The 25,770-nt window shown below is 40.3% G+C and carries 22 protein-coding genes and 1 pseudogene; 10 read left to right on the forward strand and 13 right to left on the reverse strand.

What is annotated here, in order from left to right:
- Window positions 1–343 precede the first annotated feature (343 nt).
- The gene (locus tag ACQ86H_RS25570; RefSeq protein ID WP_431292919.1) at window positions 344–844 is read left to right on the forward strand and encodes a GNAT family N-acetyltransferase; all 501 of its coding nucleotides are present in this window, start codon (window positions 344–346) and stop codon (window positions 842–844) included.
- A 7-nt stretch (window positions 845–851) separates the two neighbouring features.
- Here ACQ86H_RS25570 and ACQ86H_RS25575 read toward each other — a convergent pair whose 3' ends face one another.
- From ACQ86H_RS25575 to ACQ86H_RS25610, 8 genes and pseudogenes are all read right to left on the reverse strand, one after another.
- Window positions 852–1,412, reverse strand: coding sequence for a DUF4256 domain-containing protein (locus ACQ86H_RS25575; protein WP_431292920.1), 561 nt, complete (start codon window positions 1,410–1,412; stop codon window positions 852–854).
- Between the two features lie 1,161 nt (window positions 1,413–2,573).
- Window positions 2,574–2,768, reverse strand: a complete 195-nt coding sequence (locus ACQ86H_RS25580; protein ID WP_138819807.1) for a hypothetical protein — start codon at window positions 2,766–2,768, stop codon at window positions 2,574–2,576.
- A gap of 995 nt (window positions 2,769–3,763) precedes the next feature.
- Window positions 3,764–4,342, reverse strand: a complete 579-nt coding sequence (locus ACQ86H_RS25585) for a YdeI/OmpD-associated family protein (RefSeq protein WP_431292921.1) — start codon at window positions 4,340–4,342, stop codon at window positions 3,764–3,766.
- A 5-nt stretch (window positions 4,343–4,347) separates the two neighbouring features.
- A pseudogene (locus ACQ86H_RS25590) lies at window positions 4,348–4,733 on the reverse strand (DoxX family protein).
- A 6-nt stretch (window positions 4,734–4,739) separates the two neighbouring features.
- A complete protein-coding gene (locus tag ACQ86H_RS25595; protein ID WP_138819804.1) occupies window positions 4,740–5,207 on the reverse strand; it encodes an SRPBCC domain-containing protein in 468 nt (155 codons plus the stop codon).
- A 6-nt stretch (window positions 5,208–5,213) separates the two neighbouring features.
- Complete coding sequence (locus ACQ86H_RS25600; protein ID WP_138819803.1) at window positions 5,214–5,537, reverse strand: ArsR/SmtB family transcription factor; 324 nt, start codon at window positions 5,535–5,537, stop codon at window positions 5,214–5,216.
- A 172-nt stretch (window positions 5,538–5,709) separates the two neighbouring features.
- The gene (locus ACQ86H_RS25605; RefSeq protein WP_138819802.1) at window positions 5,710–6,582 is read right to left on the reverse strand and encodes a helix-turn-helix domain-containing protein; all 873 of its coding nucleotides are present in this window, start codon (window positions 6,580–6,582) and stop codon (window positions 5,710–5,712) included.
- A 113-nt stretch (window positions 6,583–6,695) separates the two neighbouring features.
- Window positions 6,696–7,604 carry an alpha/beta fold hydrolase gene (locus ACQ86H_RS25610; protein WP_138819801.1) on the reverse strand — a complete coding sequence of 303 codons (909 nt, stop codon included), beginning with the start codon at window positions 7,602–7,604 and terminating at the stop codon, window positions 6,696–6,698.
- A gap of 337 nt (window positions 7,605–7,941) precedes the next feature.
- Between ACQ86H_RS25610 and ACQ86H_RS25615 the strand changes: the two genes are divergently transcribed.
- The 9 genes from ACQ86H_RS25615 to ACQ86H_RS25655 all read left to right on the forward strand — a co-directional run bounded on the left by ACQ86H_RS25615 (window position 7,942) and on the right by ACQ86H_RS25655 (window position 18,917).
- Window positions 7,942–8,250, forward strand: a complete 309-nt coding sequence (locus tag ACQ86H_RS25615; protein WP_431292922.1) for a hypothetical protein — start codon at window positions 7,942–7,944, stop codon at window positions 8,248–8,250.
- Between the two features lie 210 nt (window positions 8,251–8,460).
- The gene (locus tag ACQ86H_RS25620; RefSeq protein ID WP_138819800.1) at window positions 8,461–9,198 is read left to right on the forward strand and encodes a hypothetical protein; all 738 of its coding nucleotides are present in this window, start codon (window positions 8,461–8,463) and stop codon (window positions 9,196–9,198) included.
- Window positions 9,199–9,501: 303 nt separating this feature from the next.
- Window positions 9,502–10,068, forward strand: coding sequence for an RNA polymerase sigma-70 factor (locus ACQ86H_RS25625; protein WP_431292923.1), 567 nt, complete (start codon window positions 9,502–9,504; stop codon window positions 10,066–10,068).
- Between the two features lie 87 nt (window positions 10,069–10,155).
- Window positions 10,156–11,286 carry a FecR family protein gene (locus ACQ86H_RS25630; RefSeq protein WP_138819798.1) on the forward strand — a complete coding sequence of 377 codons (1,131 nt, stop codon included), beginning with the start codon at window positions 10,156–10,158 and terminating at the stop codon, window positions 11,284–11,286.
- A 120-nt stretch (window positions 11,287–11,406) separates the two neighbouring features.
- Window positions 11,407–13,710, forward strand: a complete 2,304-nt coding sequence (locus ACQ86H_RS25635) for a TonB-dependent receptor plug domain-containing protein (RefSeq protein ID WP_431292924.1) — start codon at window positions 11,407–11,409, stop codon at window positions 13,708–13,710.
- A 1,357-nt stretch (window positions 13,711–15,067) separates the two neighbouring features.
- Window positions 15,068–15,754 (forward strand): RagB/SusD family nutrient uptake outer membrane protein, encoded by a 687-nt coding sequence (locus ACQ86H_RS25640; RefSeq protein WP_431292925.1) that lies wholly within the window; start codon window positions 15,068–15,070, stop codon window positions 15,752–15,754.
- An 80-nt stretch (window positions 15,755–15,834) separates the two neighbouring features.
- A complete protein-coding gene (locus ACQ86H_RS25645; RefSeq protein WP_431292926.1) occupies window positions 15,835–16,605 on the forward strand; it encodes a RagB/SusD family nutrient uptake outer membrane protein in 771 nt (256 codons plus the stop codon).
- A gap of 29 nt (window positions 16,606–16,634) precedes the next feature.
- Window positions 16,635–17,777 carry a TlpA family protein disulfide reductase gene (locus ACQ86H_RS25650; protein WP_431292927.1) on the forward strand — a complete coding sequence of 381 codons (1,143 nt, stop codon included), beginning with the start codon at window positions 16,635–16,637 and terminating at the stop codon, window positions 17,775–17,777.
- Between the two features lie 12 nt (window positions 17,778–17,789).
- On the forward strand, window positions 17,790–18,917 hold the full coding sequence (locus tag ACQ86H_RS25655) for a TlpA disulfide reductase family protein (protein ID WP_431292928.1): 1,128 nt from the start codon (window positions 17,790–17,792) through the stop codon (window positions 18,915–18,917).
- Between the two features lie 520 nt (window positions 18,918–19,437).
- Here the strand turns inward: ACQ86H_RS25655 and ACQ86H_RS25660 are convergent.
- The 5 genes from ACQ86H_RS25660 to ACQ86H_RS25680 are packed head-to-tail and all read right to left on the reverse strand — an operon-like array spanning window position 19,438 to window position 25,720.
- Window positions 19,438–19,857, reverse strand: a complete 420-nt coding sequence (locus ACQ86H_RS25660; RefSeq protein WP_431292929.1) for a peroxiredoxin family protein — start codon at window positions 19,855–19,857, stop codon at window positions 19,438–19,440.
- A gap of 41 nt (window positions 19,858–19,898) precedes the next feature.
- Window positions 19,899–20,579, reverse strand: a complete 681-nt coding sequence (locus ACQ86H_RS25665) for a DUF4369 domain-containing protein (RefSeq protein WP_431292930.1) — start codon at window positions 20,577–20,579, stop codon at window positions 19,899–19,901.
- A 3-nt stretch (window positions 20,580–20,582) separates the two neighbouring features.
- Window positions 20,583–20,819 (reverse strand): RagB/SusD family nutrient uptake outer membrane protein, encoded by a 237-nt coding sequence (locus ACQ86H_RS25670; protein ID WP_431292931.1) that lies wholly within the window; start codon window positions 20,817–20,819, stop codon window positions 20,583–20,585.
- 20 nt (window positions 20,820–20,839) lie between these two features.
- Complete coding sequence (locus tag ACQ86H_RS25675) at window positions 20,840–22,018, reverse strand: RagB/SusD family nutrient uptake outer membrane protein (RefSeq protein ID WP_431292932.1); 1,179 nt, start codon at window positions 22,016–22,018, stop codon at window positions 20,840–20,842.
- An 18-nt stretch (window positions 22,019–22,036) separates the two neighbouring features.
- Complete coding sequence (locus ACQ86H_RS25680; protein ID WP_431292933.1) at window positions 22,037–25,720, reverse strand: SusC/RagA family TonB-linked outer membrane protein; 3,684 nt, start codon at window positions 25,718–25,720, stop codon at window positions 22,037–22,039.
- Window positions 25,721–25,770: the final 50 nt, after the last annotated feature.

Raw genomic sequence — 25,770 nt, forward strand, 5'->3', positions numbered from 1 at the left:
AATTAAGTTTAACCTTATGTTAACAATATGAAAATCAGAATTAAATAATAGGAAAACAATTCCTTAACAGCTCTTTGGAAGCCGGAATATGATGAAGAGCAATATGCTCAAATATCAGACTGAAAGATGAAGATTTGATGAAGATTAGAAAAGTCAGAAGTCTTTAGTCAGAAGTCAATTTTCAGTTAACAATTTTTAGTTTGCGGTTACTCAAGCTCCGTAACATGTTACTAATAAGCCAATAACTCCTGAACCAATGAACCACCAGCTAAGAACCATTAACCAACAAACAAATGACCAATGAACAACTGAACGAATGAACCCATCTATTATCTTTGCATCCATGACAATAAGATTAGCCGTTACAGAAGATATACCACTAATTATGCAACTTGTGCGCAAGGTTGTGCCCTTGATGCGTGCTGCAGGAAATTTCCAGTGGGGAAATGATTATCCGAACCCTGACGTATTTGCCAGCGATATTAGGATGGGTCAGTTATGGGTAGCTGAAATGGAAAACGAAATTGTTGGTGTTTCAGCGATTACTACAGATCAGGATCCCGAGTATGCCGATGCTGGCTGGGACATTACCGAAAAAGCCATTGTTACGCACCGTTTAGCCGTTGATCCTGATTGCCAGGGCATGGGCATTGCCAAAGCTTTGATGAACCAGGCCGAGCAGGAAGCAAAAGCTTCTGGAATCTCAATATTAAGAGTAGATACCAACAGTAAAAATATGGCCACACAAGCGCTTTTCCCAAAACTTGGTTATCAGTTTAGCGGCGAAATTAGCCTGGCCAAGCGCCCCGGACTACGTTTCTTTTGCTATCAAAAGCTGCTGTAATTGTTCGCTATACCCTTAACAAACCACGAAATGCCCTTGCAGCATAATACGATTGGGCGCCATTGTGGTACACGAATACATGATCGTAGCGGCGATCACCAAAAAGAGCACCTCCTAACTTTCTGATCTCTGGCGGGGTAACGATCCAGCTGGATGTTTTCGTATCAAACTTGCCGAGTTGCTGCAAAAAGCGGTATTGCTCTTCTGTTAACAGTTCGATACCCATTGCAGCAGCCATATCAATAGCATTATTTTCTGGCTGATGCTCTTTTCTTGACGCTAGTCCTTCCAAATCGTAACAAACACTTCTCCGGCCCTTAGGGCTCTCTGCCGAACAATCGTAAAAAACATATTCACCTGTAGCCTGGTCATAATCTACTACATCGGGTTCGCCGCCGGTTACTTCCATTTCATCAAGTACCCAAAGTTTTTCAGCATTCGCTTCCAATTTTGCCTGCATTTCAGCCCATTCAAAACCTTTATGACGATTCATGTTTTTCTCGAAACGGGTTTTCAGCGTATTCAGCAATCCATGCGTTTGTTCTGCAGATAGTTCTTTTTTGCTCATATTATGGTTTCAATCGAATAGTTGCTCAGTTTCTTTTTTAAAAATACCAATTTATATTTGGAGCGCAAGGCTTCTACTAAACAAGAAGCTTCTTCCCGTTTTACGCTTTTACGCTTCGCTTCCTCGTGCCTCGTTGCTGCAGGGTAACGCTTCAACCGGGGCTAGTTGGCCAAAACAGCTTTCATTTTCGAGGTTGCAGAGTGCATAAACCCCTGTTTCTAAACCCGACAGCAGCGGTTCCGATCCTTCATCGGAATTAGCGAATGGCGGGACTGAAGCCCTCCAAGAATTACTGTACACTCATTCCAAATAAAAAAAATAACCATGTAAGTGGCTTATAAGCTTATATTTCCTTCAATGTCTTATATGGTGTAAAACAGAAATAAACCTTTTGGAGCGCGGTGCCTGTACAAAACATCAGGTTTACTCCCGTTTTTGCTTTTACACTTCGCTTCCGCATACTTCGTCGCTGCAGGGTAACGCTCAATATCATTAAGTTGAGGTTTTTAACCACAAATGCACACAGATAAACACGGATTTTTGTATCTGTGTGCATCCTTTTTATCTGTGGTTAAATTATTTTCACCTGTGCCAACGGTTGCTTAACTTAATGAAGTTGGGGTAACGCTTCAACCGGGACAAATAGGCTAAAACAGTGTTTCATTTTTGAGGCTGTAGGGTATACAAACCCCTGTTCCTAAACCCTACAGCAGCGGCAGCCTCCGATTTTTTCTATCGGAGCTACTGCGAATGCCGGAACCAAAGCCCTCCAAGAACCACAAACCACTCAATAAAAAAACTAACCATATAAGGAAACATAAGAGGCATATAAGATTATTTTTTTCTTTAAATCACCCCCTTAATCCGGCTTTATTTTTTGAATTGAATCAATGTATCATCAACAAGATGTGCTATCGATATAAAATTATTGGCTAACGATAAAATTTCATTTTGAAAATCGTTCGCATCACAATTTACCCAACCCTCCATTAAAGTTAGCGGCCATAATTGACACTCACATTTGGCCATTGGGTTTAAAAAAGATTGAAACTGCTCCTGAATACATCGGCAAATGGCCTGCTTTGTATGGCGTAACCTTTAAGATGCCTCAGTTTAAATGCATGAATGTTATAATAAATCTTTTGTTCTTGAATGATGGTATCATTTATCCAATTGGAGAAGAAAATCCTCGATGCTGCAGTTAAGGGGACTTGCCCAGGATTTTTTATAGAGTTTTAAAAATACGGAATCCAAAATCACTCCAAAAGCAGCCTCGATTTCTTTTTCACGAAGCCGTTTTTGATCAAGCTCATCAGCTGCTTTTTGAAATTTCTCTAAGTAAAATGAAGTATGCATATAGCGGTTTTGTAATTAAATGTAGTGAAAAAGGAGTAGATGGCTCACATAAATAAGTCGTCCTCGACTGAAGCGAAATGGAGAGATTTTTGAACTATGTTAAAGATTTTGCTTCGCAGAGCCTTCGGACTCTCTACTGCGGTCGAAATGACGCTCCCGTATCTGTCCATAGCGTTCCATTGGCCTCTACGGATTAATAATAAAAGAGTCTGTGACTCATTTTAATGGAGTTTATAAACTCAATTTTATCTTGTATCCATAGAGCTTCTGCTTAACGCTAGGGACAGGGCGGAATAAAAAAATCAGGACAGCCGTTTATTGTTTCTTTAACCGGGCTGCTCCGACACAGTTATACAACAACAATACCTTAAGATAACTTTCCCTTTACCTTTTATTTAGCTATTGTTAGCCTGCCGATCTAAAGCGAGGCAAATCTTTGATCTACCTGATCTCCACCAGGGGCATCACTCCACCGAAGCAAGGGTTAAGCAATGTGCAAGCAGGTGTTAGGCACGCCTGGCCGAAAGGTGGCCAAAACGTGGGGTAAAGGTGGCGTAAAGGTGGACTTGGAATATTTTTTTGGGAATCTTTAATCAGATGGATTGAGTTGGGTTATCATCGCTTTTGATTAACCTAATATAATAAAATTATGGTGAAGCGGGCAAAAAAGAGCTTCGTATTTTTTGGCACGGGCAGCAGAAATGCAATTTGTTCGTACCTATCCGTAACGTTCTGAAGGGCGCTACGGATTAATAATTAAAAAGAGTCTGTGACTCGTTTTATGGAGTTTATAAACGCAATCTTAGTCTTGTATCCATAGGAGACGCTATGCTTAAACTACGGACAGAGCGGAGGTAAAAAGATTTCTCCACTGCGGTCGAAATGACGCCCCTTGTATATCTGTCATCAACACTCCGATGTATTTGAAAAATTCTACTGTAATTATATTCATTTTTATACAATAAATTATCCTTCAGGATGATAAACCAAAAAAACTAATCATTCAATCCTTTCCCACTTAATATCTGCGGCATAAACTTTTCAACCCTTGCTTCACGGGTACTGGATTGTTTAGGTGCCGAAAAATGCAACAAATAAGCCCTTTGGCGTCCCGGAGTTAAGGCTTCGAAAGCGATTTTTAAATCAGGAATGTGATCCAGTTTAATTTGAAATTCAGCAGGAATACTGTATTCCGCCGTTTTTTTTAATTCAACTTTTAATCCGGCTTTTTCTACTTCAATGGCTTCAAAAATATAGGTTTTTAAAATCGCTTTCCTTTCTACGATCTGCATTGCAGTGGTAAAACGGATCTGCCTTGCCGATTGCACATTTTCCGTTTGCTGAATCAATAAACCATCATTATCTTTCAATAAAGCACCCTTAAAGAATAAAAAAGCACAGTATTCTTTAAAATCATGAATTAAAACGATGTTGCTTCCATTATAAGTATAGCAGGGACAGCCCCATTTCAATTCTTCGGTAAGCTTACAATCAAGCGCAATACCTCTTAATAAATTTACTGCTTCCTGCCACTTTTTGGTTTTATTAAAATAAAAATCAACTTTTGAGTTCATCGTAATTATAGATTAGTTGAAACAATTTTCCTTTCTGCAGGCCTGAAATACCATGACAGCACAATTAACACTAGTAACAACAATGGCCCGAAATAGGCAGAAATACTAGTATCGCCAATAGCAATATGCGAGAAAACAGCACCAGACATGGCAAAGAAAAAACCTGCATAAGCCCATTCTTTTAGTAAGGTAAATTTAGGAATTAACACCGCAACAACACCCAATATTTTCCAACCCCCAATATTGTCATAAAATAAAGTGGATAACCCAACTGGCTAAAAAGAGCTATTTCTTCCTTCATTTTTAACAACTGTACAATACCGGTTGATAACATGCCTAATGACAGCCATGCCGTAGCAATCCAATAGATAATTTTGTTTCTCTTTGTCATGATCTGTTATTTTGATTCACCAACAACATCCTGTAACCGGTTATGTGCCATGTTAATGCCCTGGGCAAACGGAAGTGCTAAAATCTGATCTCTCATCCCAACCGATTTATAGATCACATGCATGGTGAGTTTACTCCGCTCATTGTCCAGTTTTTCGAAGGTCAAAAATTCAAGTTGAGGATCAAACGGCGTATTTTCCATTTCGAATGTCCGCGTAATTTTTTCATCTGGTACAAATTCGTGGATTACGCCACTGGCGATAAAGGCTACATTACCCTTGTGATCAGAAGTTTCGAAAGTATAACTACCATGTTTTTTGTTTTCCAGCTTTAGCACTTTGGTGCCCATCCATTGTGCTACAATTTCGGGTTCTACATAAGCTTTAAAAAGCAAATCAACAGGCAGCTCAAATTCTCTCGTAATTACGATTTCCTGCTTGCCATTTTCGGCATCAATTTTTGTTTTCTGTTCCATGCTATGCTATTTGCCTGGTTTATAGTTCTGCATAATATCTTCCAGTTTATTAAACCTGTCATCCCACATTTTGCGAAAAGGCTCAATAAAATCGGCTATTTCTTTCATCTTTTTTGCATTAGTGTGGTAATGCACTTCTCTACCAGTTTGTTTTTGCGCTAACAATTCGCACTCGGTAAGAATTTGCAGGTGTTTTGAAACAGTTGGCCTTGCGGTGTCGAAATTGGCAGCTATTGCGCCAGCCGTCATAGACTGTGAAGCTACCAACAACAATATTGCCCTTCTGGTAGGGTCGGCAATCGCCTGAAATACATCTCTTCTCAAATTCATTATGTAGCTATTTGACTACAAATATAAGCGTAGTCATTTAACTACGCAAATTTTATTGAGAGTTTTTTACTTTTCAACCAATTGTTATAAATCAGCAATTAAAATTAAAGTGATTAAACTCTACAGGGTAAGTAGTGCCTTACCTATAATTCCGTAACCTAAGTACATAAGATTATTCCTGTTTCGTTTCCTGTACATTTAGGTACTTGGACCTGAAGCCAGACGGAGATTCGCCGGTTTTAATAAAAAATAATCTGCTAAAATAGGCAGGATCTTCATAACCCAACGCATAGGCAATTTCTTTTGCTGTTCTGTTGGTGTGTACCAGCAATCTTTTTGCTTCCAGCATAATCCTATTTTTGATGATTTCGTTGGGCTGAGGTAGATTAAGCCGCTTAAACCGATGAGTAAGCGTTTTTGGGGCTATCATCATCCGGTCGGCATAATCCGCAACATTATGCTTTTGTTTAAAGTTAGCTTCAACCAATTGTGTAAATTTTCTGAAAAACTCGAGGTCGTTATTGGGTCTGGCGGCCATCACCCCTTCTAAGTGCTGTACCTTCCATAATCTGGTCGACTTGATCAAGAGCTGTTTAAGGTAAGTTCTAATCATTTCTTCCAGCGAGCCATCCTTCAATTCAAATTCGTCTTCCATCCTCGAAAACAAGTATTCCATAAAAGCAGCATCCTGCGCCGGTATCACCGTCATTGGCATATTATTGATGTTATTAAACAAGAGCCCATCACAGGCAACTTCTTCATCATGCAACTGTATGCAGTAAAAGTCGCGGTTATAAAAAACCAATCGACCAGGTTGCTCACCAAGTTTTTCGATGCTCAGTACCTGATTTGGACTGATAAAGAATAGTGTTGGACCAGAAGTGGTATATACATTAAAATCTACTTTTATCTCAAATCCTTCATTAAGATAAAGCACCTTGATATAGGATTTATATGATTCGGAATTAATGACTTCGATACTTTGTAAATCGACATTTAACATGCCGATGGTTTTAAGGTTCTCGTCAAAAATGCTTCGTTTCATAGTCGGGCTAATCAAGTAAGTTAAAGATAAAAATACGATTCTTCGTGATGATTTTATTATGGGCTGAAACGAAAATTACCTGTAGATATCTAAACCTACAGGCAAATTTTTAATTATTTTTTCGCGAACTGTTCTAGCTCAGAGTTGAATTTATCCATCTCCTCTACAAAAAGTGCATGTCCGCTATTCTCGAATTTTACAATGTATGAGTTTTTTAAGCCTTTATGTAGTTGCTCGGCTAGCGTAAAATCAATCAGTTGATCTTTTGTACCCTGAAATATGGCTACTGGGATGGTTACGTTTTTAAGCACAGGACGCAAATCCAGATCGCCAAGGGCACTGATAGATTCGGTAACTACATACGGACTTGCAGATAAGTTGATACTTTCAAGCCATTTCTCTGTATTTTTTTGAAGTGTGGTACCTTTGGCCGCAAATGCTGCACCTAATCCGCCTATCAGATCTTCTCTGCTAGTCATGGTTTGTTTGATCAGTCCGGCAGCACCTTCTTCAGATATTCCGTAATTGTAATCCGCACGTTGTTTCCAGGATGGAGCAGCTGCCGCAAATAGCGCAAGTTTGCTCACATGTGCAGATTTATACTTATTTACATAATGGATGGTAACGGCACCGCCCATAGAGAAACCGCCCAGAACAGCATTTTCTATTTTTAAGGTATGAAGAACAGCATAAATATCATCAGAAAAAACATCAAAATTGTATTTCCCATAAGGCTTATCAGATTTACCGAAACCACGTAAGGTAATACCGATTACCCTAAAACCTTTCCTTACCAGATATTGGTATTGATATTCGTACATTTCATCACTAAGTGGCCATCCATGAATCAGTACAATTGGCTGTCCTTCGCCAAGATCAGTTACATGAAGTTTTACACCTGGCTCAACTTCGATATATTCTGCCCTTCCGGCGGAAGCGGGAACTCTTTTATTTTGTGAAAAAGCAAATTGGCTTGTAATTAAGGTAATAATCAGGCTTGTTGTTAAGATTAGATTTTTCATTGTTACTTTTTTTAAATTAATGTTTGAAATATTTGTTGTTTGTTGACAATACAAAGGTGGGGAGAGAACCCTGCCTAAAGAATGGACAAACAGACAACAATATTGTACATTTTTCCCACAAACAAATATTTATCGAATCCTTATCGATTAAATCATCAGACATTAATCCCATCTCCGAAAACATCCTTAATGATAATAAAGCAAATATCTTGAGTATGTTTAATTATTGCGATACGGAAATACGAATCGTATATGGATTAATTTTACACTATCCGAATCTTAACGCCGTACTTGCGGGAAACTATGCTATACCTGAATTTTGCAAAAAACATATACAATGGAAATGCAATTTAATTTCAACAGCGAACTATCAAATAAGATTGCCCTGGTAACAAGCGGAACCAAAAGGCACCGAAAAGGCAAACTTCCATTCTATGAAAGCATACTACCCTATGCGGCAGCAAAAGCCGGGCTGATTAATTACAGCAAAGGACGCTCTAAAGAAGTTGCTCCAAAAGGAGGGCGGGGTTTACCGGTTTCTCCAGGCTGGATCATGACCGATGGCCCAAAACGAATGATGGAACGTATAGCGAATAGCGAAACAATTTCCATAGAACAAGCTACACAAAGGATGTGCTTTTTGTAAAAAGATTTTTAAAGAATTGTTCAGAAAATCCTAACCTAAAAAATAGCCCATTCTTTTTGCAAAAATGGGCTATTTACAACCCTTTTTCCGTAAAATTAGACAATCATATCATCTGATACTTTTTGCTAAAAAAAGAATAAAACGCCTATTTATTGGCGGGGCTGTAGCGTTAGCTGACAATTATCCGTATAAGCAGTATAACCAACCGATATGAAATTTTTAACCAAACCACTTACCTCATTCATTTCCCTTAGCTTTGCGCTTGCCCTGTTGTTTTCTGGCTGTAAAAAAGAAGAACTCACCGCTGCCCAATGGGGAGAGCGTGCAGTTGCCAAACGTAACGAGATCATGGCTCTATCAACCAATATCCCTTGCAGCCAAAAAGCCCAGGTAACCGTGCAAACCATCGAGTTCAATTGCTCCGTGCAGTTTTACCCTATATTGTCTTCTGACCTGCAAAAATATGAAAGGCTTAAAAAGGAATACCTCGATTTCACCGACAATCAATATGCTGCCTGGTATAAAGAGGGGTTAATTGTGGAGCCCTGCTTTGAAAGCCTGTGGACCACCGACCAGCCAGTTAGACTGGATTGTAAAAATGATAAAGTTTACCTGATTACCGCGGAGAATCTACCGGTTGAAGAAGCAAAATCACTAGTCACCACAACCAAAAACCAGCTCGACATCCTGACCTCCGCATTAAGCTGCAGCAGTGAGGCAAACTGGAGTTTTACCAGATTAATCAACCACCAGACTATGAGCATGGAATATATTCCCTATTCACTCACAACAGGCTATAAAGAATTCAAGGCAAAGGTCTCATTATACAACAGGCTAAACCTTAATGTGATCAAAGCTGAAAATAAAGGAAATCACTTCACAAATATAAAAACGGTAGAGAAAATAGAATGCGTAAATGGCAAACCGGTAATCAAATTCAAAAATTAAACATATCAGGCAAAAAACTTCCCCGGTTCAGCTAATAATACTTATATGAGCATTTTATGAGGAAGACTTTTAAGCTACATTTTCAATAGGTGATTAGCGGACAATTCCCTCTCCTTGTCAAAAAAATCTAGCAGACTGTGCTTCTTTGCTATTCGATAACTAAGAGTATGCTTGCATCATTTTCTTCCAGATTTGCGATAAATACACTCATTAATCAATGGGTTACATTTTGCCTTTTGTAATAATTTAGTGATATTCACGGTTCTGATACATTATTCAAATTTTAGTATTCTTAAACCGGCCATGATCGCTTACCATCTTCTCTCTGACAGTGAGTTAGCTGCCCAGCTAAAAACAGGGGATGATGTCGCTTTCAATGAAATTTATAAACGCTACTGGAAATCATTATACGAATCGGCTTATGCTGTATTAAAGGACAGTACCTCTTGTGATGATATTGTTCAGGAGATTTTCGTATGGGTATGGACAAATCGTGAAAAACACTTAACAGACTCTTTCCGTCCCTATTTACATGCTGCAGTGAAGTATAAAATTGCTAATCTTATTCGGCATGGAAAAGTAAAAGACGCATACCTCGCCCGTTCGTTAACATTAAAACACCGTGCTGAAACAGACGAGAATGAACTGGAATTAAAAGAACTTAAAGAGATTATTGCACAATTCACTTCAAAACTTCCATCTCGTGCAAAATTGATTTTCCAATTAAGCAGAAATGAATTATTAAGCAATAAAGAAATTGCCCTGCAGCTCGGCATATCAGAAAAAACAGTCGAGAATCAAATGAATATCAGCCTTAAAAAACTCAAAAAAACATTGGGAAACCTGTCTTTTTTGATGAACTTAATTTAGTTTCAATATTATTTTATTTTTTCTTGGGTGCTACGGCCATTTTAAGTTATATGTTACTGTACGCGGTAATAAAATATTGTGAGTAACATGAACAATGAAGAGCTTTTAAAGCTGGCTGAAAAGATAAGTATTGGCAAAGTTTCAGATGAGGAAATTGCACGCTACAATGCCTGGTACAGTTCAGTAACGGTTGAAAACGATTCGGCAAGCCAGGCATTAGGCAATGCTGATCTGAAGGAGGCCCAGCTTTTTAGTCAGATCCAGGCAAAAATAAGTCGCCGCAAAACAAAGAAAATCTGGCCTTTATACTCAGGAATTGCCGCTGCAGCAGCGATGATTTTATTCACTGTATGGATTTACTTTGTACCCAGTCAAGTTGATAAAAAAGTTGCTAAACAATATAAGCAAGATTTCACTCCTGGTAAGATTGCTGCCACCTTGCTTCTTTCAAACGGACAGTCAATTCGACTATCTGATGATTCACAAGGCACAATTGCGAAAGATAATGGGGTTACCATTACTAAAACAACAGACGGCCAGATTGTTTATCACCTAAAAAATGTAAATGCAAGTGCCAATACATTAAACACCCTTGCCACCGCAAAAGGAGAAACCTTTGCAATCGTTTTACCTGATCAAAGTAAAGTCTGGCTTAATGCCACATCAAAATTAACCTATCCGACAAATTTGAGTGCAAATCGCTATCGCACAGTTAAGCTTGAGGGCGAAGCCTATTTTGAAGTTTCAAAAGACAAAATGCATCCGTTTATAGTGGAGACTAATGGACAGCAGATTAAAGTATTAGGTACTCATTTTAATGTGAGCGCCTATAGTGATGACGCGGCTACCCAAACAACTTTGTTAGAAGGTCGCGTACAAGTAGTTTCAAACCTGGGCAACCATGCCATATTGACTCCGGGACAGGAAGCTAGTCAGTCTAAAGGTATAATAAATGTTCAGCAGGTTAATGCCGCCGAAGCGATAGCATGGAAAAATGGTGAATTTGTATTTAACGACGAACCCTTGGAATCCATTATGCGAAAAATAGCGAGATGGTATAATCTCGAAGTGGAATACAAGGACGAAAGTGTACGAAATAAACTCTTTTCAGGGGGCATATCTAAATTTGCGAATGTATCAGATGTTTTAAGAATGTTGCAGTTAACGAAGGATGTACAATTTGAGATCAGAGAAAGGAGGATTATAGTGAAAAAATAGCTACCAAGAACTATTAACTAATGTCAAAAGAGGCCAAAAGTGGTGGAACACTTCTGGCCGTAAGTTTGGCAAAAAGTCAATAAATACTGTAAATCGATCAACTAAACCAAACTCAAACAAATGTATAAAATTTATACTTACAAATGGGGTATTCAACTATCCCGTATTAGACCTCTATTGCTCACGATGCGCTTAACTACCGCTGTTTTGATAATCTCCATGATGCAGGTAAATGCCTCAGGATTCGCACAGAAACTTACCTTTAAGGCGAGCAATGGCCAGCTTAAACAACTTTTTACAGAGATTAAAAGGCAAACGGGTTACAACGTTGTCTGGAATGCCGAGCGGATAAGATCTGCAAAACCCATCAGTGTAAACTTTATAAACACCGATTTAGAGCAGGCCCTGAAGATCAGCTTATCCAATCAGGCCTTAACCTACACCATCGAAAAAAAGACGGTGGTGATTAGCGAAAAGGAAACGCCCGCTTTATTTAAACCTATATTTTTTGCTATTGACGCACGCGGTACCGTAGTGGATGGGAATGGAAAGCCACTTCCTGGAGCAAATGTTAGGCATCAAAGAACAGGTACGATCGTATTGACCGACAACCTTGGGGATTTCGTATTAAAAGGAATCAATGAAGATGATATTCTCGAGATTACCTTTATGGGCTACAACCCGGTTGAAGTAAAGGCAAAACCTGCAATTGGAACAATTAAAATGTCTGTTTTAACGAATGAGTTAAGTGCTGTTGAAGTCGTGTCTACCGGTTTCCAAACGCTGGCAAAAAACAGGGCATCCGGAACGATTGAACACATTGGTCAGGAGGTGCTGGCAAACCGCCCGAACACCGACCTTTCGTCCATGTTGCAGGGTGTCGTGGCGGGTATGCAAGGTTCGGAGAGCGCTAATGGCAACATTGCATTTACCATCAGGGGGATTTCAACTTTGGGAACCACGAATAACCAACGCTCTCCTTTAATTGTTATCGACGGCTTCCCTTTAATGAATGGTGATTTTTCGGCAATCAACCCAAATGATGTAGAAAGTGTGGATGTGCTTAAAGATGCAGCAGCTTCAGCAATCTGGGGCGCACGTTCTGCCAACGGGGTGATTGTTGTAACGACTAAAAAAGGCCGGGGCAAACAAGGATTATCGATAGACGTTAGTGCTTTTACACGGGTGTCTGAAAGACCAGATCTTGACCAAATCTATACCATTGCCAATTCTTCTGATCAAATTGCCTACGAAAAACTGGCTTTTGCAAAAAAAATCTATCCAACTGCGGGCTTCTTTTATCAGGGTGGTCTGTTTCCCAGTGATTTTACCTTCACGCTTACCAATGCCCAACAATTATTGTTTGCAAACCAATACGGCAGGCTCTCAACCACGGAGATGAATACCGGCCTGGATGAGTTGAGCAAAGTAGATAATCGGGATCAGATTCAAAAATACCTGATGCGACATGCCATTACACAGCAGTATAATATCAGTTTGAGTAATAATACCGAGAAATCTAAAACTTATCTGTCACTATTGTTAGAAGATAATAAGGATCGGTTTATCGGCAACGGATTTAAGAAATATGATATTAATTTTTCAAACGAATACAAATTGACGAAATTTTTAACGTTTAACTTTAATACTTTTCTTCAGTATAACGGGCAGCAAAATAGTGGGGTAACGCTTTCCGAGTTGAATGGCTATCCTACGCTTTTTGGCGGCGGACTATCGTCTTATGAGCTTCTGCTCAACCCGGATGGGACTTATGCAAAACAGGCAGCAGGCGGCAACACTGGTACTAGTGGTCCTGATCCATACATATTATCGCAATTACCAATGAATAAATTTCCCTATCCAGACTGGAGCTATAACTTGTTGAGGGAAATGAGGGGTCGCGACCTGCAGTCGGCAAATTATAATGCCCGTATCCAGACAGGCCTAACCGCAAAATTACTACCAGGTTTAACGCTGGATGCAAAGGTGCAGATTGAACGTGGCAAAACTGCGGTAAAAAATCATTATAGTGACGACACCTATTTTGTAAGGAATCTGGTTAATACAAATTTACAATATAACAATACCACCAAAGTTGTAGGCAATGTTTATATCCCTAAAGGCGGGATTCTTCAGAAAAATGATACAGAGGTTAGCAATTATAACTATAGGGGCCAACTTTCTTACATCAAAAATATAGGGCGTAAATTTGATGTTAATGCAATTATAGGTGGTGAGGTATCGCAATACCGTACAGATGGCACAATATACCCATGGTTATATGGCTACAATCCGGCTACATTAACGTCGATAGTTCCACCCTACGGATACGGAAGTTCAGTAGATTTTTTCCTAATGGAACCGTTACAGGAGACAACCTGGCCTCGATTCAAGGCGGCAACACGACATTATCTTATGGATTAGACCGTTACGTTTCTTATTTCGCGGCAAGTGATATCACCTATAACAAAAAGTATACGCTTTCATTAAACATTCGTGGTGATGCTTCTAATTACATTACCTCAATCCCTTCACTCCGCTGGTCACCATTTTGGTCAGTAGGCGGTAATTGGGATGTTAAAGCGGAAAATTTCATATCCTCCAGCGACTGGATAGACTACCTGCACCTGCGCGCAAGTTACGGCAGCAATGGCACGGCAGATAAATCTACATCTACTCAGGCACTTGTTAACGTTGGTACATCGCCAAATGTTGGGACTGGTACAATCACGGCTACCATCAGCAGTTTTGGTAATCCTTACCTGCATTGGGAGCGCACACATACCATCAACTTCGGTGTTGATTTTGCCCTCTTAAAAAATAAACTGACCGGTAGCATTAACGTTTATAATAAACAGAGTACCGAGGTTACCGGAACGGTTGCCTTGCCGCAGGCATACGGTACGTCATCACAAAAGTTTAATAATGCAGAAATTCTAAATCGCGGTATCGAAATCCAATTGGGAACAACATTAAAATTACCTGCAGGTATTGGATACAGCACTTCACTAAACTATGCATATAACCACAATGTTGTTACCGATCTGTACTTTCCTAATCCAATTAATGCAAACTTAACTGCGCCAGGAAATGCTTTTGTACAGGGCCAGCCGGTTAATTCATTCTACACGTATGACTATGCCGGTGTAGATGCCACGGGAATGCCGCAGATTTACGGATTAAATGGGGCCAGATTTGGATTTAATTCTCAAACCCTGCTGGCAAGTAATGACGGCATCACAAAGGGTTACATGCACTATGCAGGTACTGCAACTCCACCGCATACCCTGGGATGGAGAAACACATTTACCTTTGGCAATTTTACCCTGACGGCGCAACTCATCGGAACCTTCGGTGCCCACTTTCTTAACCCTTCATTCAACTATGGAAGTGCATTTGTTGGATTTGGAAAAACTGCACCAAACCGTTTTGTAAGACAAGTGTTAGACGGCGACCCGACAGTGCCACCATTATTGGCTGACCCAGCCATTACAATTTGGCCACGATACTCACCTTTTCTAACGAGTTACATTGAAAGTTCATCCTACATACAACTTAAGGAACTGTACCTCAGTTACAATATCCCGGCAAAAATATTTGAGCGGGCAAAGTTGAGAAACTTCAATGTCTTTGTACAGGCAAGGGACTTAGGCATGGTTTGGAACAATAATACCCATGGTTACAACCCGGACTTTTTGCCGGGAACTGACCGACCTGTAGCCGCCTACACCTTTGGTTTCAAATTCGGAATATAACATTGGTTTTTAATAACGATTTAGAGATGAAAAAAATTAGATATGCAGTCATGCTGCTGGCTTTTGTGAGCCTTGCATCGTGCAAAAAATATTTGGAGGAGCCTAACAAAATTCAGGCTTCCATTACAACAACTGCTCAGTTACAAGCACTACTCGATAATGTTGCAAATACATCGCCTGATTGGAGCAGCCAATTCGCAGCAAATTACGCGGCAATGAATGCAAGTGACGATGTGGAGATAAACTTAGCGGCTTTTAATGCATCCCCAGGCGCATTAGACTTGAACAGTGCCTTTTATTATACATTCGACGCTGATAAACTGATACAAACGTCAGCAAGTGATGCGGTATGGTCGAACGCATTTCAACGTATATTAACCGCCAACGTGATTCTTGCAAATGTCGACAACGTGAGCGGCAGCGATGAAGCTAAAAATATGATTAGAGCCAATGCCTATTTTGATAGAGGTTATGCCTATTGGACTTTGGTAAATCAATACTGCCAGCCTTACCATGCAAGTACGCTTCAATCGCTTGGTCTGCCGTTGAGGAAAACGGTAAGTTATACCGAATCTTTAACCCGTGCAACTTTAAAAGAAACCTATGATTTTATACTTTCCGATATTTTACAAGCGCAGGCTTTAGTAAGTTATTCAGACGTGAATCCCCTGTTTAGATGGAGAGTTAGTAAAACGGCTATAGAAGCTTTTTAAGCAGGTATTACTTATTTACAGGCGATTATAATGCATCACTTAGCCACGCCAATAATGCACTGACAACAACAAATGCCCAATTGGTTAATTTTAATACGATTGAACCCGCAACTAACCCGACTATTTACAGACCTGACGGAGCCAACGGCCCTGCGTATGTGGTTAATTATTCAAGTCTTAGTCAATGGACAAATACCCAATACCTTGCCTGGCCAGAATTCTTCTATACAAGTTTTACAGCCGGCCTTAATACAGGCAGAAATACATTCAATGCCAGTCCTTCACTAATTGCAACTTACGGACCTAACGAAACGGAAAGAGCAAAGGATTTAAGGTACAAGCATTTTATGCCCGAAAATAGTGGTTTTACCGCACAATGGAAGACACCTGGATTAAATAGCTTTAAACAGTTTGGCCTCAATTTAATTCCAACAGGGCCAACGATAGCGGAGGTGATGTTGAATAAAGCCGAAGCTTCTGCACGGTTGGGTGATTTTGCCACAGCTTCATCTTTGATCAAAGCACTTAGAACCAAACGTTTTGTGACCGGTTATGCTGATTTAGATTTGGGATTTAATGCTACAAATGCCCTAACCTTAGTTCTGCAGGAGCGACGCAGAGAACTTCCTTTCGCATTCAGGTGGTACGATATCCGTCGTTTTGCCTACAATGAAACGACCAGCGACGATGTTGTAGTTACACACCAGTTCTATAACGTAACATTAAGCGCTGTGGACAGAACCTCACCAAAAACCTACACCATGCCCGTTAAAAGCGCTCATTACATGATCCAGATTCCGAATAATGATGTTATCCAATCTCAGGGGCAGATTCAGCAAAACACTTACTAATTTTTTATACAGATAATAAAATAAAAAACATGAAAATTCAGGATATAATAAAGCGGTTGAACATTTTAGTGTTTGGCTTAACTTTAATTGCAGGTATCTTCTGTCAGGCAAATGCACAAGAGAAAGCGACAAAAAAACTCTCATTAGGCGACCCTGCCCCAAAGCTGACCTATTCAAAATGGATCCAGGGGCCAAAACCGATTACAAAAATTGATCAGGATAAGGTTTATGTTATTGAATTTTGGGCAACATGGTGCGGGCCTTGTATTGCTGTAATGCCACATCTTTCAGAGCTTGCTAAAAAATACGAAGGTAAGATCAATTTTATTGGTTGCAATGTTTGGGAAAACATGTACGGTGGACCAAAAGACCAGGAAACTTATCTTCCCAAAGTAACCACCTTTGTAAATGACCAGTTTAAAAAAGGCCGTTTAACCTACAATGTCATCACAGACAATACAGCCGAAGACATGGGAAATAACTGGCTAAAAGCCGCGGGGCAAAATGGCATCCCCTCATCATTTGTAATCCAAAATGGAAATATCGCCTGGATTGGACATCCTGTCTATCTTGATTCAATTCTTAACGCAATAGATAAGGGAACTTACGATTACAAGATAGAGATGGCTAAAAAGGAAGAACAGGAAATCCGCATGCAAAAAGCATCAGCTGGTTATACCAATGCGATTAAAGATTACAAAGCCGCGGAAACCGCTAAAAATTATGATGAGGCTTTAAAATTGATGGAAGAAGCGAAGGTGAAATTTCCAAATAATAGCTACCTGTTCGCTACCGATAAGTTTAATCTGTTGTTAAAACATTATAGCGTTGATAAAGCTATTGCATACGGTAAAGCTTTGCAGAGCGACAAACTAGCCGGACAGGTATTAATAGCCAACCTTTATAAGGATGATAAATTGCCTGTAGAAGTCTACAGATTCGCGGTTGAGGCCGTAAAGGGATGGGGTATGACCAATTATTCCAAGGTCTTTGACATTTTGGCTACCCTGCAAATGCGTGCCGGTCAGATTAAAGAAGCAGCTGAAAGCCAGCAAAAGGCAGTTGATGTTGCCAAAGGAGAAAAGGATAACCCAGGTATTACAGAAGGGGTGATAAATGATTACCAGAAAAAAGCAGATGAGTATAAATTGAAAGCAGCAGGGAAGATTTAAAAAATTAGTAAGATGAAAAAGATAGAAAAAATAATCGCATTGACCATCCTTGTGCTCTATAGTTTGACAATAACAGCGCAGGAAAAAACACCCACAACATTATTTATCGGAGATAAGGCACCAGAATTACACTATGGGGCATGGATCAAAGGAACTCCAATCAAAGAATTCAAAAGCGGACACCTGTATATTTACGAATTCTGGGCAACCTGGTGCGGTCCCTGTATTGCCTCTATGCCACACCTGTCTGATGTTGCCAGAACAAAAGCCAAGGATGTAACCATTGTGGCTGTAGATATTTGGGAAGATAAATCTGGAAAGATGACCTACGATGACATCTATGCAAAAGTGAGTAAGTTTACCAAAGGCATGGGTAAAAACATGGATTTTAACGTAATTACAGATACCAAAGACCAATTAATGGCAAAAAACTGGATGACCGCTGCAGGCCAGGCTGGTTTACCTACCTCCATGATGGTAAAAGATGGCGTCATTCAATGGATGGGCCACCCGGTTAACTTAGATTCGATTATCACCGTAGTCATGGATGGCAAGTATGATGTTACGGCAATGCGCAAAAAAGCAATAGACCAGGCCAATAGAACACCAACGGCAGATGAAATAGCCATGACGAATGCTACAAAATTAATTGATGATGCAATTAAAGCTAAACAATATGATAGAGCATCTCAACTAACAGATTCTATCACTGCAACAATGCCACAAAATAAAGGGGTTGTTTTAAACTGGAACAAGTTTATGATGCTCCTGGACCATGTCGGAGAAAAGGAAGCAATGGATTTCGTCAAAAAATGGCAGGCCACCAACCCTGGATTTAGGGGTTCAGTTGGCGCTGCGATTGTCCATAAACCCAACTTATCAAAAGAAAGCTATCTGTATGCAATAGACATTCTGAGATCAATGATAGACAATCCGCAACCAGGCTCTCTGATGTTAAATATGATTGCCATTGGTTATGTGAATATGGGAGACTATAAATCTGCCGCAGTAGCCCAGGAGCAAGCAATTGCCAAGGCAAAAGAATACCTGAAAGAGAAAAAGTTTGTTGGTTTTGTAATGGAAAGTACGGTTACAGAATACGAAGCGAAGCTTGCTGAATATAAAAAACTAATTAAATAATAAATGGCTATCAAATAACCGATTTTGGTATTTGTGTGGGCAATTTTATTCCCAATACGATGTTTCTGAAAATTAACATTGTGTTATTTTCTTGAACATTAATTATATGAGCCCAAAAAGGGCAAGCGTGCACTTACCGCGCTTGCCCTTTTTAGCTTCTGAGACTAGAAACTTGAAGTTGATTAATAATGTGGCTTTTATGGCTATTCTTCAGGTATTTTAGTATTAACCTGAGTTCGATTTTAATATTCCTTTAAAGGTCTACTGCAGACATTTTTCGTTAATAGCCGTCACCCTGACCTGTAGCGAAGCGGAAAGCTACGAAGTAAACCGAGCCTTAAGCGAGCTCACCGAAGGTAATTCATTTCAATGGTCTTAATAGCTTTTCTTCATCTGATGAGAAAGATGGGGGTATATAAAAGGGGTTACTATCTCGAACGACATAGTAACCCCAAAATACTGTTAATAGACAGCTATATGCTGAATGTTGCCTGGAGCGATGTGAATGAAAATCCTGCTATCAGTGTAAAACCTCCTTTAACTTCATTTCGAGTAACAATCCACCCAGGTTTTTGGCTATTATCTTTCCCGTGGGGTCTATCAGCAGGTTTTGCGGATAAGATCTGACTTTATAAATATCGCTGACTATATTTTTCTTCCCGGTCATATCTCCAAGTTGTGTCCATATACCAACTCCATCTTCCCTGATCGCTTCGATCCATTTTTCCCTGTTGTCGTCGCAAGATACACCGATGATGGTGAAGTTCTTATCTTTAAAATGTATGTAAGCCTTTTTCATAAACACACTTTGCGCCCTGCATGGGCCACACCAGCTTGCCCAAAAATCGAGGAGTACATATTTTCCTTTAAATTCAGATAAGCTAACAAGTTTTCCTGATGTATCCGGTTGAGTAAAGTCAACTGATTGACTGTCTGGCAAAAAGTATTCTCTTTCCTCAATGTCTTTGGCCAGCTTCCGACCTATGCTTGTTTTTTTAATTCGGGATCAAGTTTATCAAAAAAGGACTTGAAAGGTTTGGGCGACATTATAGGTCTATTGTAATCATCAACTGCAAAAAGTGAAACAGGAGAGTGAGGGTTGGCTGACACATAACTGTCAACCATAGCCCGCTCCATCTCGTCTAAAGAGTCTAGCTTTTTGCGTACATTAATAAAGTTACTTACGTCCATTTGCTTCTCAAATGCTTGTGCTTGCATATTGTAAGGCCGCATCTCATAATGTAACTTTTGTAATGACTGAAAATATCTGGTATATTCCTGTTGGATTTGACTCCCTTTCACAATTGCGGTATTCAGACTTTCCCCGGTTGTACTCAATTTATAGTCAATTGGTTCCAATAAAATCCGGTACATATTTTTCGGATCGTATAATGCCGGTCCAACGGTAGCTTGGGGTAATTTTATCTTAAGTATTGCGACCACAGGCTCTGACACCTCACCTGAAAGTTTAAATTTTCCATTTTCGATTTTTACAGTATCCCTTTTAGGTTTGCCGTTCGCATTAGCATAAGCCATAGTCATCAGTCCTGTTTTGCAAACTTTTGAAACATCACCACTGATGGTAAAAGATCCATTATATTTCGATTGTGCTTTTACCTGGCAACAAATTAGCAGAAAAATAGCGATTATACTTATTTTCATAGTTTATGGATTATTTGTAATATCAGGATTCTGAGCCATTAACTTAAGTGGAAATCTAAGTGTTAATCGCTCTTTCGACAAAGTATAGGTAGACAGTACATTTCCTTGCAAATCGTAAATTTTATGTGTGTAAACATCATTAGCGAAAAGTGGATCAACGGATAACCTTCTCATATCAAACCAGCGGTACCCGAACATGGCGAATTCTCTACGACGCTCATCAATAACAAACCTGATCATATTTTCTTGATTTGAAATGCTCACAACAGCATCTGCTGACGGCATTCTTTTTTCCGAAGCGTTTCAAGATCATCCTTAGCTCCGGTCAAATCGTTGGTTCTGGCTTTACACTCTGCCCGAAGGAGAAAGTATTCCGGATAGGTTATTCCAAAAGATGGAATCGTACTATACCCGTATCTTCTTACCATGCTCAGCGGAAAGGTTACATTACTTGAGAATGGGGTAGCTCTTTCCGTGAATAATCTTTTCCTTAGGTCATTCGTACCATACAATTTGTATGCTTCCTGCGTTAGCACGAGTAAATTTGAGTTGGGCATGAACTTGGAATTGTAATTTCTTGCCAGCATGCCTTCGTTACTCAGTACCGGGGCCGGGCCATTAGTATACGAATTTGCAGTAGGAGAATATCCCCAGCTACCCCCAGGAACCAACGTTTGGTTATAATCGTAGATTTCTGTGGTCACATTCGTGGGTAGCACAGTTGCAGCCTGATTCAGTTGTGAAAGTGCCTTCCCATATTCGCCCATAAAGACATAGACCTTCGCCAGTAACGTGATCGCAGAGGATTTGTTCATACGCTGCCTCAATAAAGAATTGCGCGGAAGATCTGGAATGCTTTCGGTAAGGTCTTTAATAATAAAATCGTAAATGGCCTGCACGCTGGCTCTACTAAAGGAAGTTGCCGCTGCATCTGCCTCTGTAATAATAGGAAAGCCTGGATCAGACGCTGCTGTTGCCGCATTGTACGGTTTGCCGTAATAGTTGATGAGCATAAAATAGCTCCATGCCCTGGTTGCACGGGCCTCTGCCTGTATCGCTCTTTTTTCGGCTTCAGAGCCCCCGGTTGAACCCATTACCTCATTGGCAATTTTGTTGAGCAGATATACCTGTGCCGTCAAGGTGGTAAATTCAACTGCATCTTCACTGTCGAGATAGATGTCCTTTTCCCAACGAAAGGCATTTTGTACGTTAACTGCCGCTGGACTTAGATAAGTAGAAACTCCGGCGACTTCGTCGCTCAGGGTAATCGGTATGTCGGAGGAAGATGTCGATAGCAGACTTGTAGTATAAAATAAATTGTTATAATCGTTTGTTGTAGTAGCTATAACTTTCCCAATCGGATCAATCTCCAGGAAACTCTTTTTGCAAGAGACAAGTACTATACAAGCTAGTACAATGATGAAATTTTTCTTTAGCATTTTTTCTCTTTTTAATGATTAGAAATCGATATGTGCTCCAACGGAAAATGTATGCTGGTTGGCTACCTGTCCTCGTATACCCAGTAGTGCATTCTGAAATTCCGGATCAATATTGAATTTGTTTGCTTTCCAGAGCATGATATTACCCGTTTGAACACGCAACGTTATACCTTGCGTTTTAATTCGGCGTAATAACACCTCAGGGAGTTTATAAGAAAGCGTAACATCCCGCAATTTAATATAGGATGCACTGATTACATTTGTATTGCCATATAAATAATAGTTGACATAACGCCTGCTCCCGCTTGTAGTGGCATTACTCACCCAGCCAGGAATATCCGTGAAATTTTCGTCACCCGGCTTCTGCCAGCGTTGCTCAAAATCCGAATGCACATTTGCACCCGTTAGTGATGTACCGTTGGGATACAAGCGGTTGAGGGTATAGGTTCTGTTGAGGTCACGCCTCATCACATGCCCCAGGTTGTAGATAACATTGGCAGAAAGTGAAAGTGACTTATAACTGAAAATGTTGGAAAAACCGCCACTCCATTTGGGTTGGTAAGTGCCCATGAAAACCATATCTTCCGGCTTGGCTACGTTCAACGCTTTAGTTACCGTGCCATTTGCCAATCGGATTTGCGGATCACCCATATTGTCCAGTCCGGCATAATTGTAGGCGAAAAGAGCATAGGCTGCATAACCCTGATAAAAGCCTCCGTAGCCATTGTTATTGATTACTGAATTACCTGTGGTCGAAATGAGGGCTGTTGCCAGGCGGTTTATTTTATTATAGTTATAAGCGATGTTCCATAAGGTGCGCCAGCTAAAGTTCTTGCTGATAACATTTTCGGTAGTCAGGCTCAGTTCAACACCTTTATTCGTCAGGTCGCCCAGGTTGCCCACAATTGTGGTTACACCTGTAAAACCGTTGCTTGGGACATTGCCGAGCAGGTTCTCTGTCTTTTTATGATAAAAATCCAACGCACCATTGATCCTGTTGTTCAGTATCGCGAAATCAACACCAATATTAGTTACTTTCGTTGATTCCCAGGTAAGGCTTCTATTGGCATAACTTGAAATGACATAGGCTATCGATCCGGGAAAGATTGATGACCCTGTTCCTGCTAAAATAATATCTTTGGAGGATGCTGTTCCGGGCGTGGGCGCATTTCCGGTAATTCCATAGGTAGCCCTTAGGTTCAATCGCCCAAGCCAGTCAATGTGTTCCATAAAATGCTCTCCTGAGAGCGACCAGCTTGCGCCTATGCTCCATACCGGTCTGTTCTGAGCCGATTTTTCTACACCGAAAAGATTAGACTCGTCCTGACGCCAGCTGCCATTGACCGTATATTTTTGACGAAAGGTATAAGCTGCGTTTGCGTAAGTTGACCGGAATCGTGTTTCCACCTGCGCAAAGTTAAAATCGTTAGTGGTGTAGAGGCTTTTTGAAGAGTTATTACGCAGGATGGTATTCACTACACCTTTGGATAAAGTGTCGTAATTGAGAGGCATCGTAGTTCCAAGTTGCGGATTAAAACCTCTTTGCGTAATCGATGTACCTCTTGTCAACGCGCTTTGCATTTCGGTACCCAAAATGGCAGATAACTGGTGTTCTGAATTTTTCCAGTTTTTATTATAAGCTAACTGATGACGAATGGTCCAGTTTTCCTGCATATTGTTTCCTGTCGTATATCGTCCGCCTTTTTGTGGCATAAAATAACGGATATTGTTACCGGCTACGCTGCCTGTTGCAAAACTCACCACTTCCTCTCTGGACGCATAAGCTTCCTGTCCTCTGTAGTTGCGGCTGTTGTCGCTGCCTTTTACCAGGCCATAAGTACCTTCCAGTTTTAAGCCATCTAAAAGGTTAAGTGCAACACCACCAGTGAGCCTTGCTAACAGGTTGTCTGTAAGCGTATAGCCATACTCTGCCTCATCTAACGGGCTATAGTCTAAACTTATACCACTTCTGGTTTCGTATGCATTCCGTAAAGAATCTGTCCTGAACAACCAGGGCATGTGAATGTTATTGCCCTGAGCATCACGAATTAGCTGGTAAGGTAAAAAAGTGTTATTCGCATTTGGTAAAGGGGTTACTTTACTTCTTGTATTGGTAATATCGGTAATCAGGTACATCCTTATAAAATGCGATGGCCGGTAATCCTGACGGGCATTGATTTTGAATGTGTTGGTGTAAGATCCCGGTTTGCTATTTTGGTTACCCGTATAAGCGAAAGAACCATAGGCACTGTATTTTTCTCCTCCTCCACGGATAGAAACTGTGTGGTTAGTTAATATCTCACTTTGATAGAAGAGATCTTTGATTTGAGCACGATTACTAATTCCTGCGAGACTGTCCAATTTAGCATCTTTAACAGAATTCGAAATCTTTCCACGCGACCAGTCGAACAAAATTTGTTCATGAGGAGGCACACCAGGAGTTCCGGTAGAATTGGAAATGCTTACTGTTTGCCAGCTTGTAACTGAAGGATCAAATATATTTTTAGCTGCCTGTATGAATTGCTGGCTGTTCAGTAAGGGCATGTTATCCAGATCAGGTTTGCCTAAAAAATTGACGAAACCATCATATTCAATTTTTAATTTGCCGGAACGATCACCCTGCTTTGTCGTGATTACAATCACTCCGTTTGCGGCCCTGGAACCCCAGATGGATGCGGCTGTAGCATCTTTCAGCACCGTGATATCAGCTACATCATTTGGGTTTACCGAAGCAATATTACTGATGGCAATGCCATCTACAACAATAAGTGGCCCCCGTTCGGTGCCGCTGTAAATGCCACTCGTACCCCCGCTAAGCACACCAATAGAGGTCAATCCACGGACTTGAAAATTGTCTGTGTTTGCGTTGTTGATGGTGAGACCAGGGATTAATCCATCCAAACGTTGTAAGATGTTCATTGTACCAGACCGGTTATTCAAGATCTCCATGTCGGGCTTTGCAAAAGATCCCGCACTCCGCTCCTTCGGCAAGGTTTGGTAACCTGTAGAAACAACCTGCACTTCTGTAAGCTCACCACTTGTTGCCCTAAGTTTGATGAGCTGATAGTCTAAGTTTTCCTTTACGGTAAAACTAAAAGTTATAAATCCAATAAATGAAACTTCAATACGATCTCCTGATTTGGCACTTATACTAAAGTTCCCATTTTCTGAGGTTATGACTGATTTGTTCTGCGTAACATTTTTTACGCTTGCGTTAGAAAGCGCCTTACCTGCTGTATCGGTTACTTTACCTGAAATGGTTAAATCAATTGCAAAATTTTTGCGATTTTCCGTTAAAACTTTTTCTTTAATCACGATCATCTTATCCTCGATAGAAAATTCCAGCGCAAGTTTGTCGAGACATGAATTAAGAACAGCCTCCAAAGGTTGATTATAAGCAGAAAGGTTAACCGACTGCTTTTTCATTATGATGTCTCTGTTATAAAGAAAATCGTAGCCAGTCTGCCGGTGAATCTCCCGGAAAATTTTTTCAAGAGATACATTTTTATGATTTAGGGTCACATTTTGTGCAAAACCAGCTGCGCTTACCTGCATCAGTGTGATTAAAATAATAATGGTGGTTAGCCGCATGACACGCCAGAGTTTAGGGAATAGACGATCTGGTCTATCCGTTTCAATGAGATAAAATTTATACATTTGTTTGGTTTGGTTTAGCAGCAGCCCATGTGGTTCGAAGCTCATAGCTGTTGCGGTTTTCGTTGATTTTTATTAACTAATGCCAGACTATTATC

It is taken from the genome of Pedobacter sp. P26 (genome assembly GCF_050632135.1).
In the GTDB taxonomy this organism is placed as follows: Bacteria; Bacteroidota; Bacteroidia; order Sphingobacteriales; family Sphingobacteriaceae; genus Pedobacter.